Genomic DNA, 20,654 nt, shown 5'->3' with positions numbered 1-20,654 from the left:
GGGGAGTGGAGAACCGCTGCCACTGGGTGCTGGATGTGACGTTCCGTGAAGACCACTGCCAGGTGCGCGACAACAATGGTGCGCACAACCTCTCCATCCTGCGCGAAATGGCCATGAAGGCCCTTCGTGACGAGCCCTCCAAGCTCAGCCTGCGCAGAAAACGCCGCCGGGCTGCTCTCGCCCCTGCCTTCCGACTCAAAATCCTCGCCTCGCTTCATGCGTAAGCCCTGCCCCCGGATTCCCCCTTTTCACTCCCCCCTTGACCATCCCTTAATTTCCACTAATCTGCTCATCCCCACGCTCCGGCGAAAGCTGCATTCCGCGCCTCGCCTGACCACGTGGTTCTCCACCACCATGAAAGAAAACATCCATCCCAAGACCACCGAGACGACGATCACCTGCACCTGCGGTGCCGTGTACAACACGATCTCGACCGTGCCAAACCTCCGTATCGGCATCTGCTCCGCCTGCCACCCGTATTTCACCGGTGAACAGCGCTTCATTGATACCGCCGGCCGTGTGGACAAGTTCGCCCAGCGCTACGGTTCCGTCCGCGCCCGCCGCACCGCTCCGAAGCTCGAAGCCGCCGCTCCTGCTGCCGCCGAAGCTCCAGCCGAAGCGTAGCTCACAGCCCCCTCCTTTTAGTCAAACGGTGTCCATGCCTCGTGCTGGACACCGTTTTTCTTTTCGCTCCGCGCAGCCTAAAGCCGATCCCCTCAGGTGCCACCGTGGCCTCGCTCGGACCCGCCATTCGTCATTCTGATTTCGTTATTCGTCATTTTCCCCCTCCCTCCTCATGGACTACTCAGGCGTCATCGCCGGTAAACGCACCCGCTTCGCGGATCTCGAAGACATCATCGGCCGCCCGAATTTCTACGACGATGCCAAGAAGGCGGGCGACATGCTGCGCGAACACCGCAGCCTGCAAAACCTGCTGACCTCATGGGATGCGTTTGAGAAAACGCAGGTGGAACTGGCCGAGAGCCGCGTCATGGCCAAGTCACAGGAGGACAAGGAATTCGCCGAGATGGCCGCTGCGGAAATCCCCGTGCTGGAGCAGCGTCTTGTCGATCTCGAAAAGGCCATCCAGGAATCCATCCTGCCGCCCGATCCGCTCGAAGGCCGCGACATCATTCTCGAAATCCGCGCCGGCACCGGCGGTGATGAAGCCTCCCTGTTTGCCGCCGATCTGCTGCGCATGTACACGCGCTTTGCGGAAGGCCGTGGGTGGAAGATCGAATCCCTGGACACCAGCCCCTCCGAAGTCGGCGGGTTCAAGGAAGTCATCGTCAAGATCAGCGGTGAAGACGTGTACCGCGTCATGAAATACGAAAGCGGTGTGCACCGTGTGCAGCGCGTGCCTGCCACGGAAGCGCAGGGCCGCATCCACACCTCAGCCGCCACCGTGGCCGTGATGCCCGAGGCCGAGGAAGTCGATTTCGAACTCAAGTCCGACGAAGTCCGCATCGAAGTCTGCCGCTCCTCCGGCGCAGGCGGTCAGGGCGTGAACACCACGGACTCCGCCGTGCAGGTGCTGCACATTCCCACCGGCACCATCGTCCGCTGTCAGGACGGCCGCAGCCAGATCAAGAACAAGGAAAAGGCCCTCAGCATTCTGCGCTCACGCCTGCTGGAAAAGAAGCAGCAGGAAGAAGCCGCCAAATACTCCGCCAACCGCAAAAACCTCATCGGCAGCGGCGGACGCGAAGAAAAGATCCGCACCTACAACTACCCGCAGAACCGCGTCACCGATCACCGCATCGAGCTCACGCTCTACAACCTCGATCAATTCATGGAAGGCCGCATTGAAGGCATCCTGCAGGCCCTGCTGGCCAGTGATCTGAAGGAGCGTCTGGCTGAGGCTGGACTGACGTGAAGATCGCAGAGGCAGCGTGCTGCCTTATGCCCCACATCACTTCGAGTACACAGGCGCAGCCGCTCGCGTGTAATTAAACACCCCAGTCTCGCAAGCCGGACGGAAGACAAAGCCGTCCACGACGTGCTTGTGGAAAAACCATGCGGAGACGGGATGAAACGAAGAGACTGGCAGGTCGATGTACTTCCCGTGCTCTGCACCGTCGGTTACGCTCTGAACGACGACGAGATTTCCCCGATGCGTATACACCTTCACAGGTTGCAGCTGCTGGATGCCCTGATCCCAATAGGCGGGAGGGACTTCTATCCGGACTCTTTCGCGATGAGCCAACAGCGCCGTGTTGTACGCCGACAGAGTCCGCCAAGCATCCCGCTGCAGGCCTTGGTGAAACGTTGATCCCGGATCTGCCGGGCCCTGCGTACAACTGCACAGAAAGACAAGCAGCACCCCCATGGAAACCACCGTCATGCGGCGCAGTGTGGCAGGAGGACAAATGGACTCATTCATGATGCCATCTTCTGCCCTGCCCTTGAACATTCAACCTCGTTCTGATAGGCGCGTGTCCTGCGGGGCAAGCTGGAAAATCAGTTCAAGGGCAGATGCTGATGCAGGTAGTTCGTCATCAGCTCATAGAGATGTCGCTGGGTGCCTTTGCCGGTGTTGATGGCGTGGTCACGATTCGGATAAGGCATGACGGTGAAGTGTTTGTTTTTCGCGACGAGTTCATTGATGAGCTTCTCCGTGCCCTGGTAGTGCACGTTGTCATCGCCCGTGCCGTGTACAATGAGGAGATTCCCCTTCAAAGCCGCCGCATGGGTGATGGGAGAGCCGAGCCGATAGCCTTCCGCATTGGCTTTGGGCAGGCCCATGTAGCGCTCCTCATAGATGGTGTCATAGAGCTGGCGGTCGGGCACGGGTGCCACGGCCATGGCAGTTTGATAAAGCTCGGGATAGCGGAAGATGGCATCCAGACTGCTGCTGCCTCCGCCGCTCCAGCCCCAGATGCCCACACGCTGGCGGTCGAGAAAGGTGAAGCGCTGCAGCAATGCCTGCGTGGCCGCCGCTTCTTCCTTTGAGTTTAAAATGCCGAGTTGAAGATGGATGCTCTTGCGCCAGTCACGTCCGCGCGGGCTCGGTGTGCCGCGTGTGTCCGCACTGGCGACCACATAGCCCTGCTGCGCCAGCATCCAGTGCCAGAGACCGCGCTGCCCGCTCCAGGCATCGCGCACGGTCTGCCCAGCGGGTTCTCCATACACATGCATGAGCAGAGGGTGCGTGCGCGACTTGTCCATGTCCTGCGCGGTGATGCAGAGAGCATCGCACGAAATGCCTCCGCCAATGTCCACGCGCATGAACTCGACCTTCGGCAGCTTGAGCGCCGCCAGCTTATCACGCAGGTTCTTCTGCGACCTGAGCACATGCATTGTGCGATGATCTGGTAGCGAGACCAGTTGAATCACAGGTGGCGAAATCGCAGTCGAATACGTGTGCACCGCCAACTGCGAATCCTCGGTCATGTCATAGTTGTGCGTGCCCGGCTGATCCGCAGGCGAGAGCCGCTGCGGCTCACCACCCTTGAGGCTGATGCGATAAAGATACCGCTGCGTGGCATTGGCGGGAGAGGCGTAATAGTACAGCCAGCCGCCCTTGGCATCGACCTGTTTGACGTCAATGACATCAAACTCACCCTGCGTGATGGCTGTCACTTCACCCGCCAATGTGGCGCGGTAGGCATGGCGCCAGCCGCTGCGCTCGCTGAGCCAGAGGAAATCATCACCGATCCAGCGGATGCTGTTTTTGTTGTCCACCCAGGCCTTGTCCGTCTCGGTGAGCACGAGCTGCGTGGCACCCGTGGCAGGATCGGCGCGCATGACATGCAGTGTGTTTTGCAAACGATTAAACTGCTGCAGCAGCACCGCCTTGCCATCCGGTGTCCACTCGGCATGGGGCAGGTAATGCTCACGCGGATCTCCGGGCACGTTCATCCATGTGATGCCGCCTCCTGCAGCAGACACGACACCGAGGCGCGTAGCGGAGTTTTTCTCACCCGCTTTGGGATAAGGAAAGGAGGTGATGCGCGGATAGCGGCCATCCGCATGATTGACCAAAGTGAAGCGCTTCACGTCCTGGGTGTCGAACTGCCAGAACAGCAGGCGCGTGCCATCGGGACTCCAGCGAAAACCGTCGCGCAGGTCCAGCTCTTCTTCGTTCACCCAGTCGGAACAGCCGTTGATAAGTGTGGCGGAGCCATCCGCCGTCAGCGCAGCGATCTTCATGTCCGTCAGACTTTGCACAAGCAGGTTGTTCTTGTGCACATAGGCCACGCGGCTGCCATCGGGTGAAACCTTGGCGAACATCAGCGTCGCGGGCGCGGCAGTTCCGCCGAGCTTGCGCAGAGCTCCGGTCGCCACATTCAGCACCCAGTAGTCGCCACGCGTGTTCTTGCGCCAGACCTTGCGCGTGTTGGCAAACAGCAGCACCTGCGACTCGTCTTTGAAGAACTCGAAGCTGTCCACACTCAGCGGCTTCTTCTCACCGGGAGCCGTCAGAGTTTTCGCGGAAGCGATGATCGTCTGCAGGCCCGTGGCCACGTCATGCCTGACCAGATCTTTACCGGGAATGTCTTTGCCATCCTTGTCCTTGCCGAGCGGTTCGAGCGCAAAGTAATACGCCCCCTTCTTGCTCCAGTGGAACGTCTCCAGTTTCTCCTCCTTGTACTCTTCGTCAGTGAAGATGGATGCCAGAGTCAGTTGCGCGGGACCAGACACCGGAGCGGCAGCATGGACGGGAGTTGCCCAGTGGGTGGCGGCCAGCAGGAGATAAAGAATGCGATGATTCACGATGCATTAAGCGTTATTTCCACCATGCATCAATCGTTGAATTAGAATCGCACAGACCCTGCGACATTTCGCTCAAAGCTTGTCTCCAGCGAATGAGATTCTTAACTTCCCAGGTATGAATGGCACTCGGATAAGCCGGTGTATCGTTCATTTTCATGACCGCTCGGCTGTGTCCGGCCCAATACTTACGCGAACGCGACAGCGTCTTGGACTGCGTGCGGCAAGCCTAGGCGCGACGCCGCTTTCGCAGGCCGGACGAGGAGCTGAGGCCGAGGCGCATTCCTCACCCCTCGAAAGCGGTGTCGTCGATGCAGGCTTGCGCCTTGCATCTCTGCCACCGCACTCCAAGACGCTGTCGCGTTTTCTTCAGAGACCCAGCCCCCAAACCCACGATCCATCACCTTGACCGAGGGGCATTTTTCTCAGGCATCAAACAGGCTTCACTTCTGCTTGTCGCGCACGTAAATGATCTCGCCGGACTTCAGCCGATACGCCGTGCCCAGTCGTTCACCTTCGCCGCTCTTGCTGGCTTTGCTTTCCTGGAAGCGCTCGATCTTCGTGCGCGCGGCATCAATGCTCTCCGCCGTGGGCGACTTGTCGGCCTGCGCATCCGTGGAAGCAGTGGGCGCAGTCTTGGGCAGATTGAAAAAACTCACCACGGCCAGCAGCAGCGCGGCGGCAAAGGCGATCCACACGTCAAAGAGATTGATCAGCCCGGCGGCGGGGTCATCCCCTTCGGACTCGTCCCACAGGCGCTTCTTCATGGCAGGACGGGCTTGTTGGCGTTCGTGAACAGGTGCTCCAGTGTACTTAGGTCACGCTGATACCAGTTTTTGCGTACGAGGTTCATCGTGTAGGAGCAGCAGCCCAGCAGCACACCCACGACGGTGGCGGTGAAGGCGACGACGAGATTGCTCGAAAGCGTGGCTAGATCTCCGGAGGCCAGACCTGTGAGCGCCGGCCCAAGCGGAATGAGCGTGCCCATGAGTCCGAGCATGGGCGCGATGCGTGTCATCCATGTGAGTCGCGACAGCGTAGCCGCCACCTCGATCTCCAGATCCACCAAACAATGCGCCAGATCCCCTGCCCCGCCCCATTGCGCGAGGAGCTGATGCAGCCGTGCGGGCAGCCCAGTGGTGGCGGTGCTGAGAATGCTCAGCATCCGCACCTGATCCCCGCCCTCCACGTGCGCACGCCGCAATGCGGTCATGACAGCCCCTACCTGCCGACGCCCCAGCCACTCACGCAAAAGCCCGCCCAGCAGCACGGCGCTCCACGCCACGAGGATGATGATGGCCGCCAGCGTGGGCAGCAGCACCGCCTCGGAGATCAGGGATAGGAGTTGTTCGAGCAGCTTCATGAAGTGAACCCGGCCCTCCTGAAAAAGCCGAACGCCATCAGAAGCACAGCAGCGGCTCCGATCAACCAAGCGAATGAATTCCACGTCGGTTCCAGCACGGGGCCCTCGGGTTGCGGTTTGCTTTCAGCGGGCGGTGCCTGCTCCTTCGCCTCACCGATTTGCGGTCCGCTCACTTTCTCAACCTTCGCGTCTGGTACAGCGGCGCTTTGCTGCAGCTTTGCCTTCATCTCCTGCGCCAGTGCGGCGGATTCCTGATCTCCCGGCGCGGTGAGCTTGGCGCTGACAAAATCCGCCATGCGCGTGTTCCCACCGCTGACAAGACCACCCGAGTCTCCATGCGCCTTCACCGAGGTCGCATAGAGCTTCGTCAAAGTCTGCAACTGCTCCGGAGTGGCCTTCCACAAATCTTTGCGCGCGGCCTCGATCAACGTGGCGCTGATCTCCTGCATGGCATGCGGCGACACGCGCTCAAACCACTCTGGCAGGTTCAGCTTATGCTTGTCCTTCACGAGGACGTCATACACCTCATCCCACGTTTCCTGCGTGATGCTCTCTCGACGAGTCACCGACCAGCCAAAGGTGTTCTTCACCAGTTCGGCGATGTGCCCTGCTCCGGCGTAATCATGCGACTTCATGCCCTCCAGCCAGCGTCGGTTCAGCAGCTCGGATTTCAAATTGGACGCCAGCACTTCTTCGAAATCACGCACCCGCGCACCGCTGGGATCGCGCACATCAGAGATGACAGCGGCGGGCGATTTACCGGTAACCTTCTTCACTGCCATGCTGAGACCGCCCAGATACTCATAGGCGTGGTGATTGGAAAGCTGGCTCGTCATGTTGGAAGCCCACACGCGCAGCACGGTGTCCGTGTTTTGCAGCGCCTCATCATACAGCCCGTCCACCTTCTCGCCCCATGTGTCCTGCGTGTACACAAAGCTCATGTTGTCGGTGTACACATCGGTGATCTCATCGTCCTTGTCCCACACGCCGGAGCGCGGCACCAGATAGAGGATGTGCGTCCCGCTCATGTTTCCCGGCTTCGTGCCAAAGATGCGCGCCGCAGCAAACTGATCCGCACGCGCAGCGGAGAAGCCGCGCTTGAGCAGGCGCTCCTTGGTGGCCGCCACCGCTTCGCGCACCGGATTCACACTTTCCGAGGCCGTGGCAGCCAGACGCACAGCCTTGTCCAGCAGCGCCACACGCGTGGGAAAGTTCTCCTTGTACTGACCACCCATGGCGATGAAAACCTCCACGCGTGGCCGACCCAATTCCTCCGCAGGAATCAGCTCCACATCGATGACGAGGTTGTTCTGATTCCAAATCGGCCGCACTCCCAGCAGCGCGAGAATCTGCCCCTCCATGACGCCAAAGTCGCGCATCGTTTCCATGCCATTGAGATCCATCGCGATCTTCTTCGGCTTGCGCGTGCGCAGCAGTTCATCCACCAGCTTGCGCGCTGTTTCCCACGCAGGGCGTGTCGGGATTTCCTCAGGATTGAGCGAGTACAAATTGCGACCACCAGGAGCCGTTGCGGGATTACGGATGGGGTCCGGTCCCGGACCCGGCTCGATGTAATGACCACCCAGCGCGGTCAGCAAACCCGCATGCTCCTTGCCTGCATCCAGCAAGCGTGCGCGCGCATCGCGTGCAAATTCCAGATCCTTCTCCAGCTCCGCCGTCATGCGCACATCTGTAGGCGGCGCACCATCCAGAGCAGCGCGTAGAAATTCCACCGCCTTGGCGCGATCCTGCTGCTTGTGCTCCAAAGCGGCACGATGAATCCCACGCGTGGCCGCCAGATGATCCAGCAAAGGCTCGCCGAGAATCTGCGCCAGATACGGCACCATCTCCGCCTCATGCGGTCCTTCCCCCAGCACGTGCAGACGCAGCGGCGTGCGTGACTCAAAGAGATTGTGCAGATGCTCATCCAGCCGCGTGACCGCCGCGTCATCCAACACCTCAGCACCACTGCCATGCAGCTTGGCCTCGCGCGCCTGCTGGCTCACACGCTTGCGATATTCCTCCTTGAGCAGTCCATCCTCCAGCGTGCGAAACTTGTGAATGTCTTCGTGCAGGTTCTTGAATTCGTCATCGAGTCCCGCAGCCAGCGTGGGCGGCGGCAGGTGATCCACCAGCGCGGCGTAGGAGCGTCGGCGAGCCAGCGTGGCCTCGCCCAGATTGTCCGTGATCCACAGATCCACCACCGACATGTGACCCACGCAGATGTCGCTCCAGCAGTCCTTGGAAAGCCCGGCCTCCTTGCCCGGCAGCAGTTCCAGCGTGCCGTGCGTGCCCCAATGCACAATCGCATCCGCATGATACTCCTCCTCCAGCCACCAGTAGAAGGCGAGGTAGTTGTGCGGCGGCGGCACATCACGATTGTGCAGCAGGTTTTCATCCTGCTTCTCGCCACGCTCCGGCTGCGGCATGAGGATGAGATTTCCCATCTCCAGCTTCGGCAAAACGATGTGCGGCTCGCCATTGCGCTTCACCACCATGATGCGTCCCGGTGGCGGGCCAAACTTCTCCACCATCGTCTTCCGCGCCGCTTCGCTGAGCTTCGTGTTGAACCACTGCTCATACTGATGCAGCGGCACCAGCACCGGCTGCGATTCATCCACCATCTTCTCCAGATCACCCTGCACCCACGGCCCGATGTTGCGCCCGCCACGCTTCATGGATTCAATCAACGCAGTCGTGTTGGCCGGAGTGTTCTTCAGCGTGAAACCCGCCTCCTGCATGCGCGGCAGGAAGCGCATGAAACTCTCCGGCGCGTCAAGAAACCCACCCGTGGGACTTCCTCGCATCAGGTCATCCTGCCCCAGTCCTTTATTGTAATAGATGAGCGCGATTTTCTTCTCCGCATTGCTCTTGCGTTTCAACGAGGCCCAGCGTGCCGCGCGTGCGGCAAAGGCCTCGATGCGGTCCGGGATCGGCTCATGCAGCCGGAATCCCTGGATGTTCTCCTTCAATCCGCCCACCACCACCGGCTCCAGCGTGCCCCAGGACTCCTGCAGCGCCATAAACATCCCCACATCCCGGTGCGAGAGCCCGCGCGGATCCTTCAGCCATTCCTCATTCGTGGTGGCCAGCATCGAGATGGGCCGCAGATACGGAGCATCCAGTTCCTTCAGCAAAGCCGTGCTCTGCCACATCGCCCCATGCCGATCCTCAATCAATATCGTCGGCGCAGCTGCACGTGTGAGCTTCGTGACGTTCTCCTCACGGTCACCAAACACCGGCACCACATTCAGCCCCCGTTTCTCCAGTGCAGTGATCTGCGCATCGATCACCCGCAGATCATGCGTGATCCAAAACGACTGCTGCAGCAGCAGCACCGCCACAGACGCCCCTTCCACCCAGCGCTTTTTCCCGCGCTTGAAAGCAATGAACTCACCGATCTCCGCAAACGCATCCTCACGCGCCGGATCATAGTAGCCCGAATCCGGGATGAGCACCGGAGGCTCAATCTCCCCCGGCTGACCGCAGTGTTTCACCATACAGTAGCGGATCAGCCTACGCACGTTCACCGTGCCATTGGGCCGCCAGTACGCCGGCACGGCTTCGTCTTTGAGGAGCAGCCCCGCTTTTTCGAGATCCATCTGGCTGCCACGCGTATCCAGCGGAATCACCCGCTGCTCAGCATTCAGCGCACGCGACTCCTTGAGCCTTTGCGTGAGTGCAGGCGCCTGCTCCGCCTCCAGATTCAGTACAAACACCAGCCGAAACCGCGCCGCCAGCTCCGCCTTCTGCGTCTCATTGAATTTCTGCCCTTTGAAAAACTCCGCACGAATGCCGTTCTCACGACACGCGGCCTCCACCTGCGGCATGGAGCGATCCCACACACCGATGAAGGCCCAGTCCAGCGGCTCCGCAGCAACTATCTGCCCGGCCAGAAGCAGGAAACAACCCAGCCAGCAGAAGATGCCACGCATGACTCGCTCAGAAAGTAAGACGTCCGCCCACCACCACATTGAAGCCCGCCGCCTGGCGCTGCTGCTGGGAGTATGCCTGGCGGTATTTGGTGTCGAAGACATTGTTCAGATTCACGGTGAGCGAGAACGAACGATTTCCCTCTTCCCAGACCTTCCACCCGGTGCGGATGTTCGTCACAAAGAAACCCGGGATTTGGAAGTTCTGATTGATCGGCGGGTTGGTCGCGCTGGAAGATCCGTAGGCCGGATCGGTGGAGAAACCCGCATCGATTTCATCGCTCGGATTGTGCCGGATCAGCGGCCCCGCCCACAGCTCGGAGAGCTCCACCCAGTAGCGCTTCTCGTCGCTTTCAAAGCGCACACCAAAATTCCCGTACAACGGCGGAATGAAACGCAGCGGCACATTCTGCGACTGGTTCTGGCCATAGGTCCACGTCGTGTTGTTAAAGATCGTGAAATGCCGGTCCAGATCATAGCTCAGCGCAAACTCCACGCCGGTGATGTAACCCTGCGCCGAATTCGAATTCCGCGTCGCATTGTAAGTTGTCCCACTGATCACCACCGTGCCTGAAGTCGTGGACGTGATCAGATCTGAAAGCTTCGTCAGGTATCCCGTCAGCGATCCCTTGAGCTTTTCCGTGTGCACGCGCGCACCAAACTCATACGTGATGCTCTTCTCCGGATTGATCATCGTGCTGGGCAGCGATGCCGTCAGGCTGGAAAACACCGGTGTCCCCGCGCTCAGCAGATCGCTGTAGGTGGGCGAACGAAAGCCCGTGGCCACATTCGCCACCAGATCGAAGGATTTGGTCGCCTGATAAACGGCACCCACGTTCCACGTCACCGCGTTCCAGTACTTGTTCGATGCCAGATCATTCACCGTGTAGCCCGCCCCGGGAATCACATCCAGCGCCTCTGGCCTCGATTGCAGATGCGTGTTCTCATAGCGCGCACCCACATTCATCAGCAGCTTTTCCACCGGCTTGAAGTCCAGCGTCACGAAAGTGTCAAAGACCTCATACGTGCCGTCCGGTGTGATGCCCGCAGGCTGGGAAACGGTGGTAACGCCGGTGGCCAGCACGGTGGAATTCAGCATCTGCGCCGAAGACAGATTCTCATGCCGGTAGTCCATGCCATAGACCAGCCGCGTGTTCTTGTTCCGGCCAAACGTCGCCGCATTTTGAATGCCCACGCCCCACACGTCCTGGTCTGAATTCGTGATGGTGTTGTTAAACTGTGTCGCCGTCTGCACCCGCCGCTCGCGCATCTGATCGTAGTACTGGTAGTAGCCGTACACCTTCAGCTCATCACTCAGGAATCCCAGATCCTGTGCGGTGTAGTCCATCTTCACAATGCCACGGCGCTCCAGCGGACTGTAGATGCGCGGCACACCGTTCGCATTGAGCTTTGACTGCACATAGCTGCTCACATCCGTGCGCTCATTCCCCACCCATGACAGGCGAAACACATGCCCCTTCACCGGCTGAAACGCCAGATTCGCATACCCGCCGCTGGTATGAAAGCTGGTGGGCTGCAAGGGGCCAGTGGGGGTGTGATAATTCCCCGCATCCTGCACCGACCACCCCGCCGCAAACGCCCACATGTCATTGCTCGCGTGCACATTCATCGCATTGGTGAACTCCGTGTTGTTGCTCCCGTAGCGCGAGTATACATCTCCGCCCACGTTCAGGCTTTCGGAAAACTCCCCGCGCTTGGAAAACACATTGATCACCCCGCCGATGGCATCGCTGCCATACTGCACGGAACCTGCACCACGCACCACTTCCATGCGACCCACCGCATCGATGGGAAACTGATTGAAGAACGGATTCGGCCCCGAAAAGATCCCGCCGTTGTTGATGCGCACGCCATCCCAGAGATACACCAGCTTGTTCCCCATCTGGCCGCGGATCACCGGCGATCCCTGCGCCGCCACCTGATTCACCCACACCCCCGGCTGCTCCTGCAGCATCTCAGAGGGGCTGGTCGCCTGAAACCGCTCGATGCGCTTCTGCTCCACCACATTGGTGGACTGCGGCACCTTCTTCTGATCCTGCGCCGTGCGGGACGCCGTGATCACCATCGTCGGCAGTTCTTCGGCCTCATTCTTCTTCGGCTTTTCAGCCGCCTGCAAATGCGCCGCAAGGAGCGCGCTCAGCGAAAACATCAGTCGGGGAAAACGAAAATGGGAGACAACCATTCCCCACGCTTTGGCAGCACTGGGAGAAGGTGCAATACGGGCGCTGTTTGAAAGTGCAGGTATGGACAAAAATTGCCCACTGGAGGATGGTGAAGGAACCATTCCTTTCCATCCCGGCAGCAGCAACATTGCCCCAGAAGGCTCGTTAAACGAATCTCAACCGCGCCGCCCCCCCCCGAAAACTCGGGGTCGTCGCACAAAGACTGAGCCGGCCACGTATTGCTCAAGACTCCATGACCCGTTACGTTTTCAGCCTCTCCACCTTCCTCATCGTCACCTCTGGCCTGCCGGACGCCGTCCGCGCAGCCGAGCCGTATGACGCCTTCTTGCAGAAACACTGCATCAGCTGTCATGGACCCAAGAAGGAGAAGGGAGATTTGCGGATCGACCAGCTCTCGCGCGATTTCAAACTGGGTGCCGACACCCATCACTGGGCGGAGATGATCGAGCAGGTCAATTCCGGCGAGATGCCCCCCAAGAAGGAAAAACAACCGACGCAGGAGGAGATCGCGGCATTTGTGACGAGCCTTGATGCTCACATCAAGGAGGGCCGTGCGGCGCGTATGGCGGCCCGGCCTGCAGTGGCGCTGTATCGTCTCAGCCGGAAGGAGTATCAAAACACCGTCTATGATCTTCTCGGCGTGCGCTATGATCCCGCCAAACCCGGGGAGCTGAATGAGGACACGCTGTGGCACGGTTTTGAGCGCATCGGCTCGGAGCTCTCGCTCTCGCCGTCGCATGTGGATCGCTACTACCGCGCTGCAGAACTGGTGCTGGACCGCGCCTTTCCCACGGCCTCCTCGGCCGAGGCGCGCAAAGTCCACAAGACCGCAGCCGATATCCGCTACAACGGCGGCAAGGACCAGCAGGCGGCGCTGGACCGCTTCGGCATCAAGCGCCCGCTGCGCTACCTGATGTTTCCTGGCAACACTCAAAATGCGCTTTCGCCCAACTGGTTCGGCAAGGTCGGGCCGGAGCACAGCGGGCTCTACAAGCTGCGCATCCAGGCCAGCGGCATCCGCCCGCTCGGTGGCCAGACCGCCCACCTGAGCATCGGCAAGCGCACGGGTGAAGAGACCGTGGATGGCATGGTGGAGTTCGACATCACCGCGACGGAAGACAATCCACAGGTCTATGAGTTCGAGGTGTTTCTCGAAATGCCCGCAACACTGGACTTCTGCGTGGTGGCCACGGATGTGGTGGACCGCCGGCAGGGCGCCGCCTTCCGCAATGCGCTCAGCAGCCGGGGCGGATACATTTTCACCCACAGCAGCGAGACCACGCTCCTGAACCCGAACGCACCGCAGATGTTCGACGACAAAGGAAACGGCCTTTTCTCCACCGTGCTGCTCGATTGGATCGAATGGGAGGGCCCGCTGGTGTCGGACGCGGAAAAAGCACGGCGCAAGGATGTGCTGCCGCCTGATGATGCCACGCCTGAAGTGGTCGCAGAGCATTTGCAGCGCTTCGCCGAGCGCGCCTGGCGTCGTCCGGTGAAGACCGAAGAGCTGGCGGAGTATTTGAAATCCTACGCTGATGAACGCGCGGCAGGTGAAAAGATGGCCGACGCCTATCGCGTCGCGCTGCAGGGAGTGCTGACCTCCCGGCACTTCATCTACATCGTCGAGGGCGACACCGTGGCCCGCGAGCAGCTCACCGACGCAGAACTCGCCACCCGGCTTTCCTACCTCCTCTGGAGTTCGATGCCGGATGCTGCGCTCTCCACCGCAGCCAAAGGCGGCGCGCTGAAGGGCGATGCCCTCGCGAAAGAAGTGGATCGCATGCTCGCAGACACCAAAGCCAGCCGCTTCATCGACGACTTCGCGCGCCAGTGGCTGCAACTGAACCGCGTGGGCATGTTCCCGCCGGACAAGAAGCTCTACCCAGCCTATGACGCGTGGCTGGAAGAAAGCATGCGCTCGGAGCCGGTGGAGTTCTTCCGCGAGATGTATAGCAAGAACCTCTCCCTCGACAGTTTCATTGATTCCCAGTGGACCATGGCCAATGCCCGGCTCTGTGAATTCTACGGATTGCCGGAGCCCAAGTCCGGCGCCTTCCAGCGTGTGTCGCTGAAGCCCGAAGATCGTCGTGGCGGGCTGCTCACCATGGGCGCGGTGCTCGGGCTGACCTCCGACGGCACGCGCCATCGTCCCGTGCATCGCGGCGTCTGGCTGAGCGAGGTCGTCCTCGGCAAGCCGCCGCCCCCACCTCCGGCGAACGTGCCCGCCATTGAACCCCCAACGGCGCAAAGCCCCAAGGCAACCCTCCGCCAAAAGATCGAAGCCCACCGCAGTGATGCGAACTGCGCCGCCTGCCATGCGAAGATTGATCCGCTCGGCCTCGCCTGGGACAACTACGATGCCATCGGCCAGTGGCGCACCCGTGAAAAAGTCCCCGCCGGTGTCGGCGAAGATCCCTTAATCGATCCATCTGGGACCATGCCCGACGGCCGTGCCTTCAAGGACGCCGCCGAATTCAAACGCCTGCTGCTCGAAGATCGCGATGAAGTCGCCCTCGCCTTCATCGAGCACCTCTGCACCTACGGCCTCCGCCGCGCCCTTTCCTTCGACGATCAAGACGACCTCAAAGCCATCCAGGCAGAAGCCAAGAAGAACGGCTATCGTATTAAAGACATCATCCGCGCCGTCGCCCTTTCCGACCTCATCCGCAAACGCTGACCCGACCACTATCACGCCACCTAATCATACCATGAGCAACTACCTCTCCCAAAACTGGCTGATCGACCGCCGCCACGCTCTCAAGGCGCTGGGCAGCTTCATCTCGCTTCCCCTGCTTGAGTGCATGGTGCCGCTGAAGGCGGCGGCAGCGGAAAAGATCACGGCCACGCCCAAGCGCAGCGCCTTCATCTATCTGGCCAATGGCGTGCACTCGCTGAACTACCAGATCACCACGGCAGGAAAAGACTATCAGTTCTCCCGCTCGCTGAAGCCTTTGGAGAAGCATCGTGAAGTCATCACGCCCATCAGCGGTCTCCATCACCCGGGAGCGCTGAGCCATCACCACAATTGCATTTCCGTCTGGCTCACCGGCGGCAAGCTGGGCCCGTCTGACCGCAACACCATCTCCGTGGACCAAAAGATGGCCGAGGTCTCCGCGCCCCACACACGCTACCCCTCCATGGAAGTCGCCATCACGCAGGACTCCCTCGCGTGGACGGCGGACGGTGTGCGCCTGCCCGCGATGCGTCGTTGCAGTGAGATTTTCGCCTCCCTCTTTGAAGAGCCGAAAGGCGGAAAAGCAGTCCAGCGCAGAGCCTTGCGCCGCAAGGGCAGCGTGCTGGACGCCAACCTCGCGGAAGTGCGCCAGCTCGAGAAAAAGATGGGCTCGGCGGACAAGGGCCGTTTGGAACAGTATCTCACATCCGTGCGTGAGGCGGAAATCCGTACGCGCCGGGCCGATGCCTGGCTCGACACTCCCCTGCCCGTGATTTCTGAAGCCGATCGCCAGCGCACCAACCGCGACATCGCTGCCACCCGTGCGGGCGATTACTTCCGCACGGTCTATGACCTCATGGTGCTCGCCTTCCAAACGGATGTCACACGCGTGGCCACCTTCAGTCTCGGCGGTGAGGGAGACGCCATCTCCATTCCTGAGATCGGCATCACTGAGTCGCGCCATCAGCTCAGCCACCACGGCGGCGATTTCGGCTACATGGAGAAGCTCACCAATTATGACACCTTCGCCATCGAGCAGTTCGGCTACTTCCTCACCCGCCTCGCGGAGACGAATGACCTCAGTGGCAAGCCGCTTCTGGGCACCACCATGGCACTCTTCGGCAGCGGCATGTCCTACGGCCATAGCCACGGCAACGCCAACCTCCCGCTGGTGTTCGCCGGCGGCACGGACCTCGGCCTCAAGCATGGCAGCCATCTCGACTTCAACAAAAAGAGCACCAGCTTCCAAGGTTACGCGCTCGGCGCAGACGGCGCGCTGACCACCGCGCACTACCAGCTCTGCAGCCGCCCCGCCAACTCCGACGCCCACATGAGCAATCTCCTCCTCCTCATGGCCCAGCGCTTCGGCGTGGAGATCGACCAGTTTGGCGACAGCAATCAAGTGATCTCGCTATGATGAAACACTTTCTTCTCGTTCTGGGGTCCTCGTTCCTTGGTCTCGGTGCATGCACCGCATCTGCGGAGGACGCGCCCTTCCGCCCCGAGGCGGGCAAGTTCCCTCCTCTGGACAAAGCCCACACCTACCGCGGCGAGCTTGTGTTTGTGGATCACGCCACCCGCCGCGGCAGCCTTCGCGTGCAGGGCTCGGGCATGTTTTTCCGCAACGATCCGCATCCCTTCGCTATGCTGCCTTATGGTATTGTGCGGTATCACGGCGCACCGGCGGATCTGCGGGACATCCCGCTCGGCACCGTGCTGCACGTCCGCGCCTACCTCCCCCCGGACCCCAAGACCTCCGCCGTGCCGGTGCTGCCGGTCAACAACAAGACCCTCGACGCCAACCACAATCGCGGCGCCGGCATCCTGCCCGCCGAGAACCACGTCCTGTTCCTCGAAGACGAGCCCAGCCACTGCCAGCGCGAGGGGCTGGTCTGGAAACTCAAAGACCTCGACATCAAAAACAACGAGGGCATGATCATCGCCAGCTGTGAACCCAAGCAAGGTGGGGACAACAAAGCCGCAGAGGAAAAACTGACCTTCGATGCCGCCACACGCGTCTGGCGCGGCAAGGAAGTCCTCGGGATCGAAGAGTTAATTGCCGAGGGCACATGGCCCGCTGAAGGAAAGAAATCCCTTAGTGGCCAGGCCGTGCAGCTCGGCATCACTTGGAAACCCACACCGGATGGCATTTTCACCCGCTTTCACATCTCGGACATCTGGCTGGATGATGCCTCCATGCAGCGCAGCGCCCACCACCAGGCGGAAACACACAAGGCCTTCATCCGCAGCCGCTGGATGCCCGCATGGATCGATGCCGTCGAGTACGGCAAGTTCGGCCGCGCAACAATCACCGCCACCCTGTTCGGCGGCATGGACGCCGCCCTCTACGCCGATTTCACCAAAGGCAGCACCGCCATGATGAACGCAGTCGAAAACACCTTGAAGCACACCCATGGCGCCTACGGCCCCGGACACATGGCCTCGCGCGGCACTCTGCAGGAAGTCATCAAGACACCGGGCGAAGCCCCACTTGGCAGCAGCGGCATCCAAGTCCGTTTTGAGACCGACCTCATCATTGAAGGCATTCGCCCCGGCAGGACGGTGCGTGTCCGCCCCAACATCTGGCCCCTCGTCAACGTTCCCCGCGAAGAATACCTCAGCGACGGCTCCACCAGCATCGACGAGCGCTTCCCTTCCCCATCCATCTTCACGAAATACTGAGTCGGAACGAAGCATCAAAGACATGAGATTCGCCGCCACCCTTCTCACCGCCCTTGGGTGCGTGCTCAGCACCACCGCACCTGCCGCAGACGAACCCTTCCGGCCTGTGGCGGGCAAGTTTCCACCTTTGGAAAAAGCCCACTCCTACCGGGGCGAGCTGGTCTTCGTGGATCATGCCAACCGTCGCGGCAGCATCCGCGTGGCGGGGAATGGCGTGTTTCGCAGGAACGATCCCCACCCCTTCGCCATGCTGCCTTATGGCATGGTCTGCTATCATGGCGCACCGGCGGACCTGCGGGACATCCCGCTCGGCACCGTCCTCCACGTCCGGGCCTTTCTTCCGCCCGACCCGCAGATCTCCGCCGTGCCGGTGCTGCCGGTGAACAACAAGGACAAAGACGCAAACCACAGTCGTGGCATCGGCATCGCCCCCGCCGAGAACCACGTCCTCCTGCTCGAAGACGAGCCCAGCCACTGCCTGCGCGAGGGCTTGGTCTGGAAACTCAAAGAACTCGATCTCAAAAACAACGAAGGAGTGATCACCGCCAGCCGCGAGCCCAAAGCTGGCGCAGATACCAAGGCCACCGAGGAAACCCTGACCTTCGACGCCGCCACTCGCATCTGGCGTGGACGTGAATGCCTGGCACCGGCAGACCTCATCGCTGAGGGCATCTGGCCCGGCAGCGGCAAAAAATCGGTCGGCAGCCAGTCCGTCCTGCTCGGCCTCATGTGGAAGCCCACGCCCGGCGCTGTGTTCACCCGCTTCCACATCTCGGACATCTGGCTGGACGATGCCGCCACGCAGCGCGCCGCACTAAGCCAGACAGAGTCCCACCGAACTTTCATCCGCAGTCGTTGGATGCCCGCCTGGGTGGACGCCGTGGAGTACGGCAAGTTCGGCCGCGCCACGGTGACCGCCACCCTCTTCGGCGGCATGGACCCCGCCCTCTACGCCGATTTCCAGCAGCGCAGCGCCGTGCTGGTGAATGGAGCCGAGAACACCTTGAAGCACACCGAAGGCGGCACCGCAGGCCCTTCCCAGATGGCCGCACGCGGCTCCATCCTCGATGTCACCCAAACACCCGGAGACGCCCCCCTCGGTAGCAGCGGCATCCAGATCCGTTTTGAGACTGACCTCATCACCGAAGGCCTCCGCCCCACCCGCATCGTCCGCATCCGCCCCGCAGCCTGGCCCGATCTCCACCTGCCACGGGAAGAGTACCTCGACAGCGGAAACTTCAGCCTCGAAGACCGCTTCCCCACACCAAGCATCTTCCCCAAGTATTGAGGCCTTCACTTTCTTCATTATACTCTCGCCCCCTTTCCAAACCATGAACACACCTGCAAGCTCCCCCGCCCCAACTCGCCGCAGTTTCGTCAAACAATCCGTCGCCGCAGGATTGAGTTTCAATTTCCTGCCTGCTTACCTGACCAGCGCACGCGCCGCGGACAATCCGAAGCTGCCACCGAGCCGACGCATCAATCTCGGCTGCATTGGCATCGGCGGACGTGCAGGCAGTGTCATTCCCGGGCTCACCGAAGGAGGCGCAGCCGTCCCTGTGGCATTCACGGACGTCGATTTCGTCACCGCCAAGGGCTTGGAGAAGAACCTGCAGGCCTTCCCGGACGTGAAGCGCTTTCACGACTTCCGCGAGATGCTCGACAAGATGGGCAAAGACATCGACGCCGTCAGCGTCGTCACACCTGACCACACCCACTTCACCGCCGCCATTCACGCCATGGCACTGGGCAAGCATGTGTATGTGGAGAAACCCCTCACCCACACCTTTGAGGAAGCGGAAATCCTCATGCGCGCGGAGAAGAAGTTCAAGGTGGTCACCCAGATGGGCAACCAAGGCCACACCTCCGCCGGTGCGGAGCAGTTCAAGCAAATGCTCGCCGCAGGCATCGTCGATGACATCGTGAAGATCGACGCCTGGAAGTCGCCTTCGCTGTGGTTCATGAACGCAGCCGAGCGCGCGCTCATCAAAGGCTATCCGCCCGAAGAGCCGATGCCCGAGTCCCTCAAGAGCTGGGATCTCTGGTGCGGCCCGCAGGAGTTGAAGCCTTTCAGCAAGATGTATCACCCCTTCAACTGGCGCGGCTTCCACCTCTACGGCGGCGGCATGTTCGGCGACTGGGGCGCGCACATCATCGATTTCGTCCATGATCACCTCAAGCTCGGCCTGCCCACGCGAATCACCCCCCTGGCGCTCGCAGACTACAACCAAATCAGCTACCCGCTGAGCTCAGACATCCGCTTTGAATTCCCTGAGCGCGGCGAGAAACTGCCCGCCGTGGAGCTGCACTGGAAAGCCGGCGGCGACACCAAGATCGACCTCGCGGAAAAATTCCTCGATCGCGACTCGGACGGCAAATTGATCACCCCAAATCTCGGCAGCGCCGGCTCCCTGCTCTATCGGAAACAGAACGACTACATCGTTCAGCGCGGCTCCCATGACCGCCATTCCATCGTGTATCCACGCGCCAAGATGGTGGAGTTCAAGGACGCCATGGCCCTCCATCCGCCGAAGCACAATCACTTCCAGAGCTTCATCCAGGCCTGCATGGGCAATGGCAAAACCGAGTCCCCATTCAGCGTCGCCGGCGTGCTCACCCAGGTGCTCAATCTGGGCACCATCGCCGAGTATCTGAACGTCGATCTTCAGTTCGATCCGAAGACCAAGCGCTTCATCAACAACGACGCCGCCAACGCACGCCTCGCAGGCCCGCCCCCACGCGCCGAGTGGGCCGACTGCTACAAGCTGGCATAAAGGGATTTGAGTACGACAGACACTCCTGTCTGTCGGCCAGCGCTGCCCGATCACCCCAGACCAACGGACCGTGTACATCGCACTTGTCACAGTCTTCTGATTGGCTGCGTCAGAATTTAAAAATGCTCCAGTATACGAACGAATAGCACCTCTGGACTGATCGCGTCAGTCCAGAGGCCACTCCCTGCCACGGCGCGCTCCATGAGTCGCTGGGCCGCCTCCCAGCCTATGTCCAGCAGGGCGCAGGCCTCCTGGGTGCTGGCCGCGCTTTGCAGCACCGCCACCGCAAAGGCCTCGAACATCCAGGTGAAG

The 20,654-nt window shown here is 60.8% G+C and carries 14 protein-coding genes and 1 pseudogene; 8 read left to right on the top strand and 7 right to left on the bottom strand.

What is annotated here, in order from left to right; genetic code table 11:
• The 3 genes and pseudogenes from WAW39_RS19840 to prfA form a co-directional block, all read left to right on the top strand.
• A pseudogene (locus WAW39_RS19840) lies at nt 1-224 on the top strand (ISAs1 family transposase); the annotation flags it as partial.
• Nucleotides 225-354: 130 nt separating this feature from the next.
• The gene (gene rpmE, locus WAW39_RS19835; protein ID WP_422320899.1) at nt 355-624 is read left to right on the top strand and encodes a 50S ribosomal protein L31; all 270 of its coding nucleotides are present in this window, start codon (nt 355-357) and stop codon (nt 622-624) included.
• 172 nt (nt 625-796) lie between these two features.
• Complete coding sequence (gene prfA, locus WAW39_RS19830) at nt 797-1,876, top strand: peptide chain release factor 1 (RefSeq protein WP_422320898.1); 1,080 nt, start codon at nt 797-799, stop codon at nt 1,874-1,876.
• A gap of 36 nt (nt 1,877-1,912) precedes the next feature.
• Here prfA and WAW39_RS19825 read toward each other — a convergent pair whose 3' ends face one another.
• The 6 genes from WAW39_RS19825 to WAW39_RS19800 all read right to left on the bottom strand — a co-directional run bounded on the left by WAW39_RS19825 (nt 1,913) and on the right by WAW39_RS19800 (nt 12,178).
• Entirely contained in the window at nt 1,913-2,383 is a 471-nt protein-coding gene (locus WAW39_RS19825) for a hypothetical protein (protein WP_422320897.1), read from the bottom strand.
• Nucleotides 2,384-2,460: 77 nt separating this feature from the next.
• Nucleotides 2,461-4,716, bottom strand: coding sequence for a DPP IV N-terminal domain-containing protein (locus WAW39_RS19820; protein WP_422320896.1), 2,256 nt, complete (start codon nt 4,714-4,716; stop codon nt 2,461-2,463).
• Nucleotides 4,717-5,156: 440 nt separating this feature from the next.
• Nucleotides 5,157-5,480, bottom strand: coding sequence for a DUF2149 domain-containing protein (locus WAW39_RS19815; protein WP_422320895.1), 324 nt, complete (start codon nt 5,478-5,480; stop codon nt 5,157-5,159).
• Nucleotides 5,477-6,076, bottom strand: a complete 600-nt coding sequence (locus WAW39_RS19810; protein WP_422320894.1) for a MotA/TolQ/ExbB proton channel family protein — start codon at nt 6,074-6,076, stop codon at nt 5,477-5,479. The genes WAW39_RS19815 and WAW39_RS19810 overlap by 4 nt, the downstream gene beginning before the upstream one ends.
• Nucleotides 6,073-10,011, bottom strand: a complete 3,939-nt coding sequence (locus tag WAW39_RS19805; protein ID WP_422320893.1) for a cobaltochelatase subunit CobN — start codon at nt 10,009-10,011, stop codon at nt 6,073-6,075. The genes WAW39_RS19810 and WAW39_RS19805 overlap by 4 nt, the downstream gene beginning before the upstream one ends.
• Before the next feature lie 7 nt (nt 10,012-10,018).
• Nucleotides 10,019-12,178: a TonB-dependent receptor gene (locus WAW39_RS19800; protein WP_422320892.1), complete on the bottom strand. Its 2,160-nt coding sequence runs from the start codon at nt 12,176-12,178 to the stop codon at nt 10,019-10,021.
• A 266-nt stretch (nt 12,179-12,444) separates the two neighbouring features.
• Between WAW39_RS19800 and WAW39_RS19795 the strand changes: the two genes are divergently transcribed.
• The 5 genes from WAW39_RS19795 to WAW39_RS19775 are packed head-to-tail and all read left to right on the top strand — an operon-like array spanning nt 12,445 to nt 20,342.
• Nucleotides 12,445-14,889 carry a DUF1592 domain-containing protein gene (locus WAW39_RS19795; RefSeq protein ID WP_422320891.1) on the top strand — a complete coding sequence of 815 codons (2,445 nt, stop codon included), beginning with the start codon at nt 12,445-12,447 and terminating at the stop codon, nt 14,887-14,889.
• Between the two features lie 31 nt (nt 14,890-14,920).
• Complete coding sequence (locus WAW39_RS19790) at nt 14,921-16,303, top strand: DUF1552 domain-containing protein (RefSeq protein WP_422320890.1); 1,383 nt, start codon at nt 14,921-14,923, stop codon at nt 16,301-16,303.
• Nucleotides 16,303-17,568, top strand: a complete 1,266-nt coding sequence (locus WAW39_RS19785) for a hypothetical protein (protein WP_422320889.1) — start codon at nt 16,303-16,305, stop codon at nt 17,566-17,568. The genes WAW39_RS19790 and WAW39_RS19785 overlap by 1 nt, the downstream gene beginning before the upstream one ends.
• 22 nt (nt 17,569-17,590) lie before the next feature.
• Nucleotides 17,591-18,856 carry a hypothetical protein gene (locus WAW39_RS19780; RefSeq protein ID WP_422320888.1) on the top strand — a complete coding sequence of 422 codons (1,266 nt, stop codon included), beginning with the start codon at nt 17,591-17,593 and terminating at the stop codon, nt 18,854-18,856.
• A 43-nt stretch (nt 18,857-18,899) separates the two neighbouring features.
• Nucleotides 18,900-20,342 (top strand): Gfo/Idh/MocA family oxidoreductase, encoded by a 1,443-nt coding sequence (locus WAW39_RS19775; protein ID WP_422320887.1) that lies wholly within the window; start codon nt 18,900-18,902, stop codon nt 20,340-20,342.
• Between the two features lie 116 nt (nt 20,343-20,458).
• Here WAW39_RS19775 and WAW39_RS19770 read toward each other — a convergent pair.
• On the bottom strand, nt 20,459-20,654 hold a 196-nt coding region (locus tag WAW39_RS19770), incomplete at its 5' end, for a hypothetical protein (protein WP_422320886.1).

It is taken from the genome of Prosthecobacter sp., from assembly GCF_049294395.1.
Classification (GTDB): Bacteria; Verrucomicrobiota; Verrucomicrobiia; order Verrucomicrobiales; family Verrucomicrobiaceae; genus Prosthecobacter.
Note: the sequence above shows the minus strand (reverse complement) of the source record. Positions and strands in the feature narration are given on the sequence as shown.

What these genes read in the sequence shown, in the direction of transcription:
- prfA (WP_422320898.1), top strand. Translation starts at nt 797, where the DNA reads ATGGACTACTCAGGCGTCATCGCCGGTAAACGCACCCGCTTCGCGGAT.
- WAW39_RS19785 (WP_422320889.1), top strand. Translation starts at nt 16,303, where the DNA reads ATGAAACACTTTCTTCTCGTTCTGGGGTCCTCGTTCCTTGGTCTCGGT.
- WAW39_RS19775 (WP_422320887.1), top strand. Translation starts at nt 18,900, where the DNA reads ATGAACACACCTGCAAGCTCCCCCGCCCCAACTCGCCGCAGTTTCGTC.
- WAW39_RS19780 (WP_422320888.1), top strand. Translation starts at nt 17,591, where the DNA reads ATGAGATTCGCCGCCACCCTTCTCACCGCCCTTGGGTGCGTGCTCAGC.
- WAW39_RS19800 (WP_422320892.1), bottom strand. Translation starts at nt 12,178, where the DNA reads ATGTTTTCGCTGAGCGCGCTCCTTGCGGCGCATTTGCAGGCGGCTGAA.
- WAW39_RS19815 (WP_422320895.1), bottom strand. Translation starts at nt 5,480, where the DNA reads ATGAAGAAGCGCCTGTGGGACGAGTCCGAAGGGGATGACCCCGCCGCC.
- WAW39_RS19825 (WP_422320897.1), bottom strand. Translation starts at nt 2,383, where the DNA reads ATGAATGAGTCCATTTGTCCTCCTGCCACACTGCGCCGCATGACGGTG.
- WAW39_RS19795 (WP_422320891.1), top strand. Translation starts at nt 12,445, where the DNA reads ATGACCCGTTACGTTTTCAGCCTCTCCACCTTCCTCATCGTCACCTCT.
- WAW39_RS19805 (WP_422320893.1), bottom strand. Translation starts at nt 10,011, where the DNA reads ATGCGTGGCATCTTCTGCTGGCTGGGTTGTTTCCTGCTTCTGGCCGGG.
- rpmE (WP_422320899.1), top strand. Translation starts at nt 355, where the DNA reads ATGAAAGAAAACATCCATCCCAAGACCACCGAGACGACGATCACCTGC.
- WAW39_RS19810 (WP_422320894.1), bottom strand. Translation starts at nt 6,076, where the DNA reads ATGAAGCTGCTCGAACAACTCCTATCCCTGATCTCCGAGGCGGTGCTG.
- WAW39_RS19790 (WP_422320890.1), top strand. Translation starts at nt 14,921, where the DNA reads ATGAGCAACTACCTCTCCCAAAACTGGCTGATCGACCGCCGCCACGCT.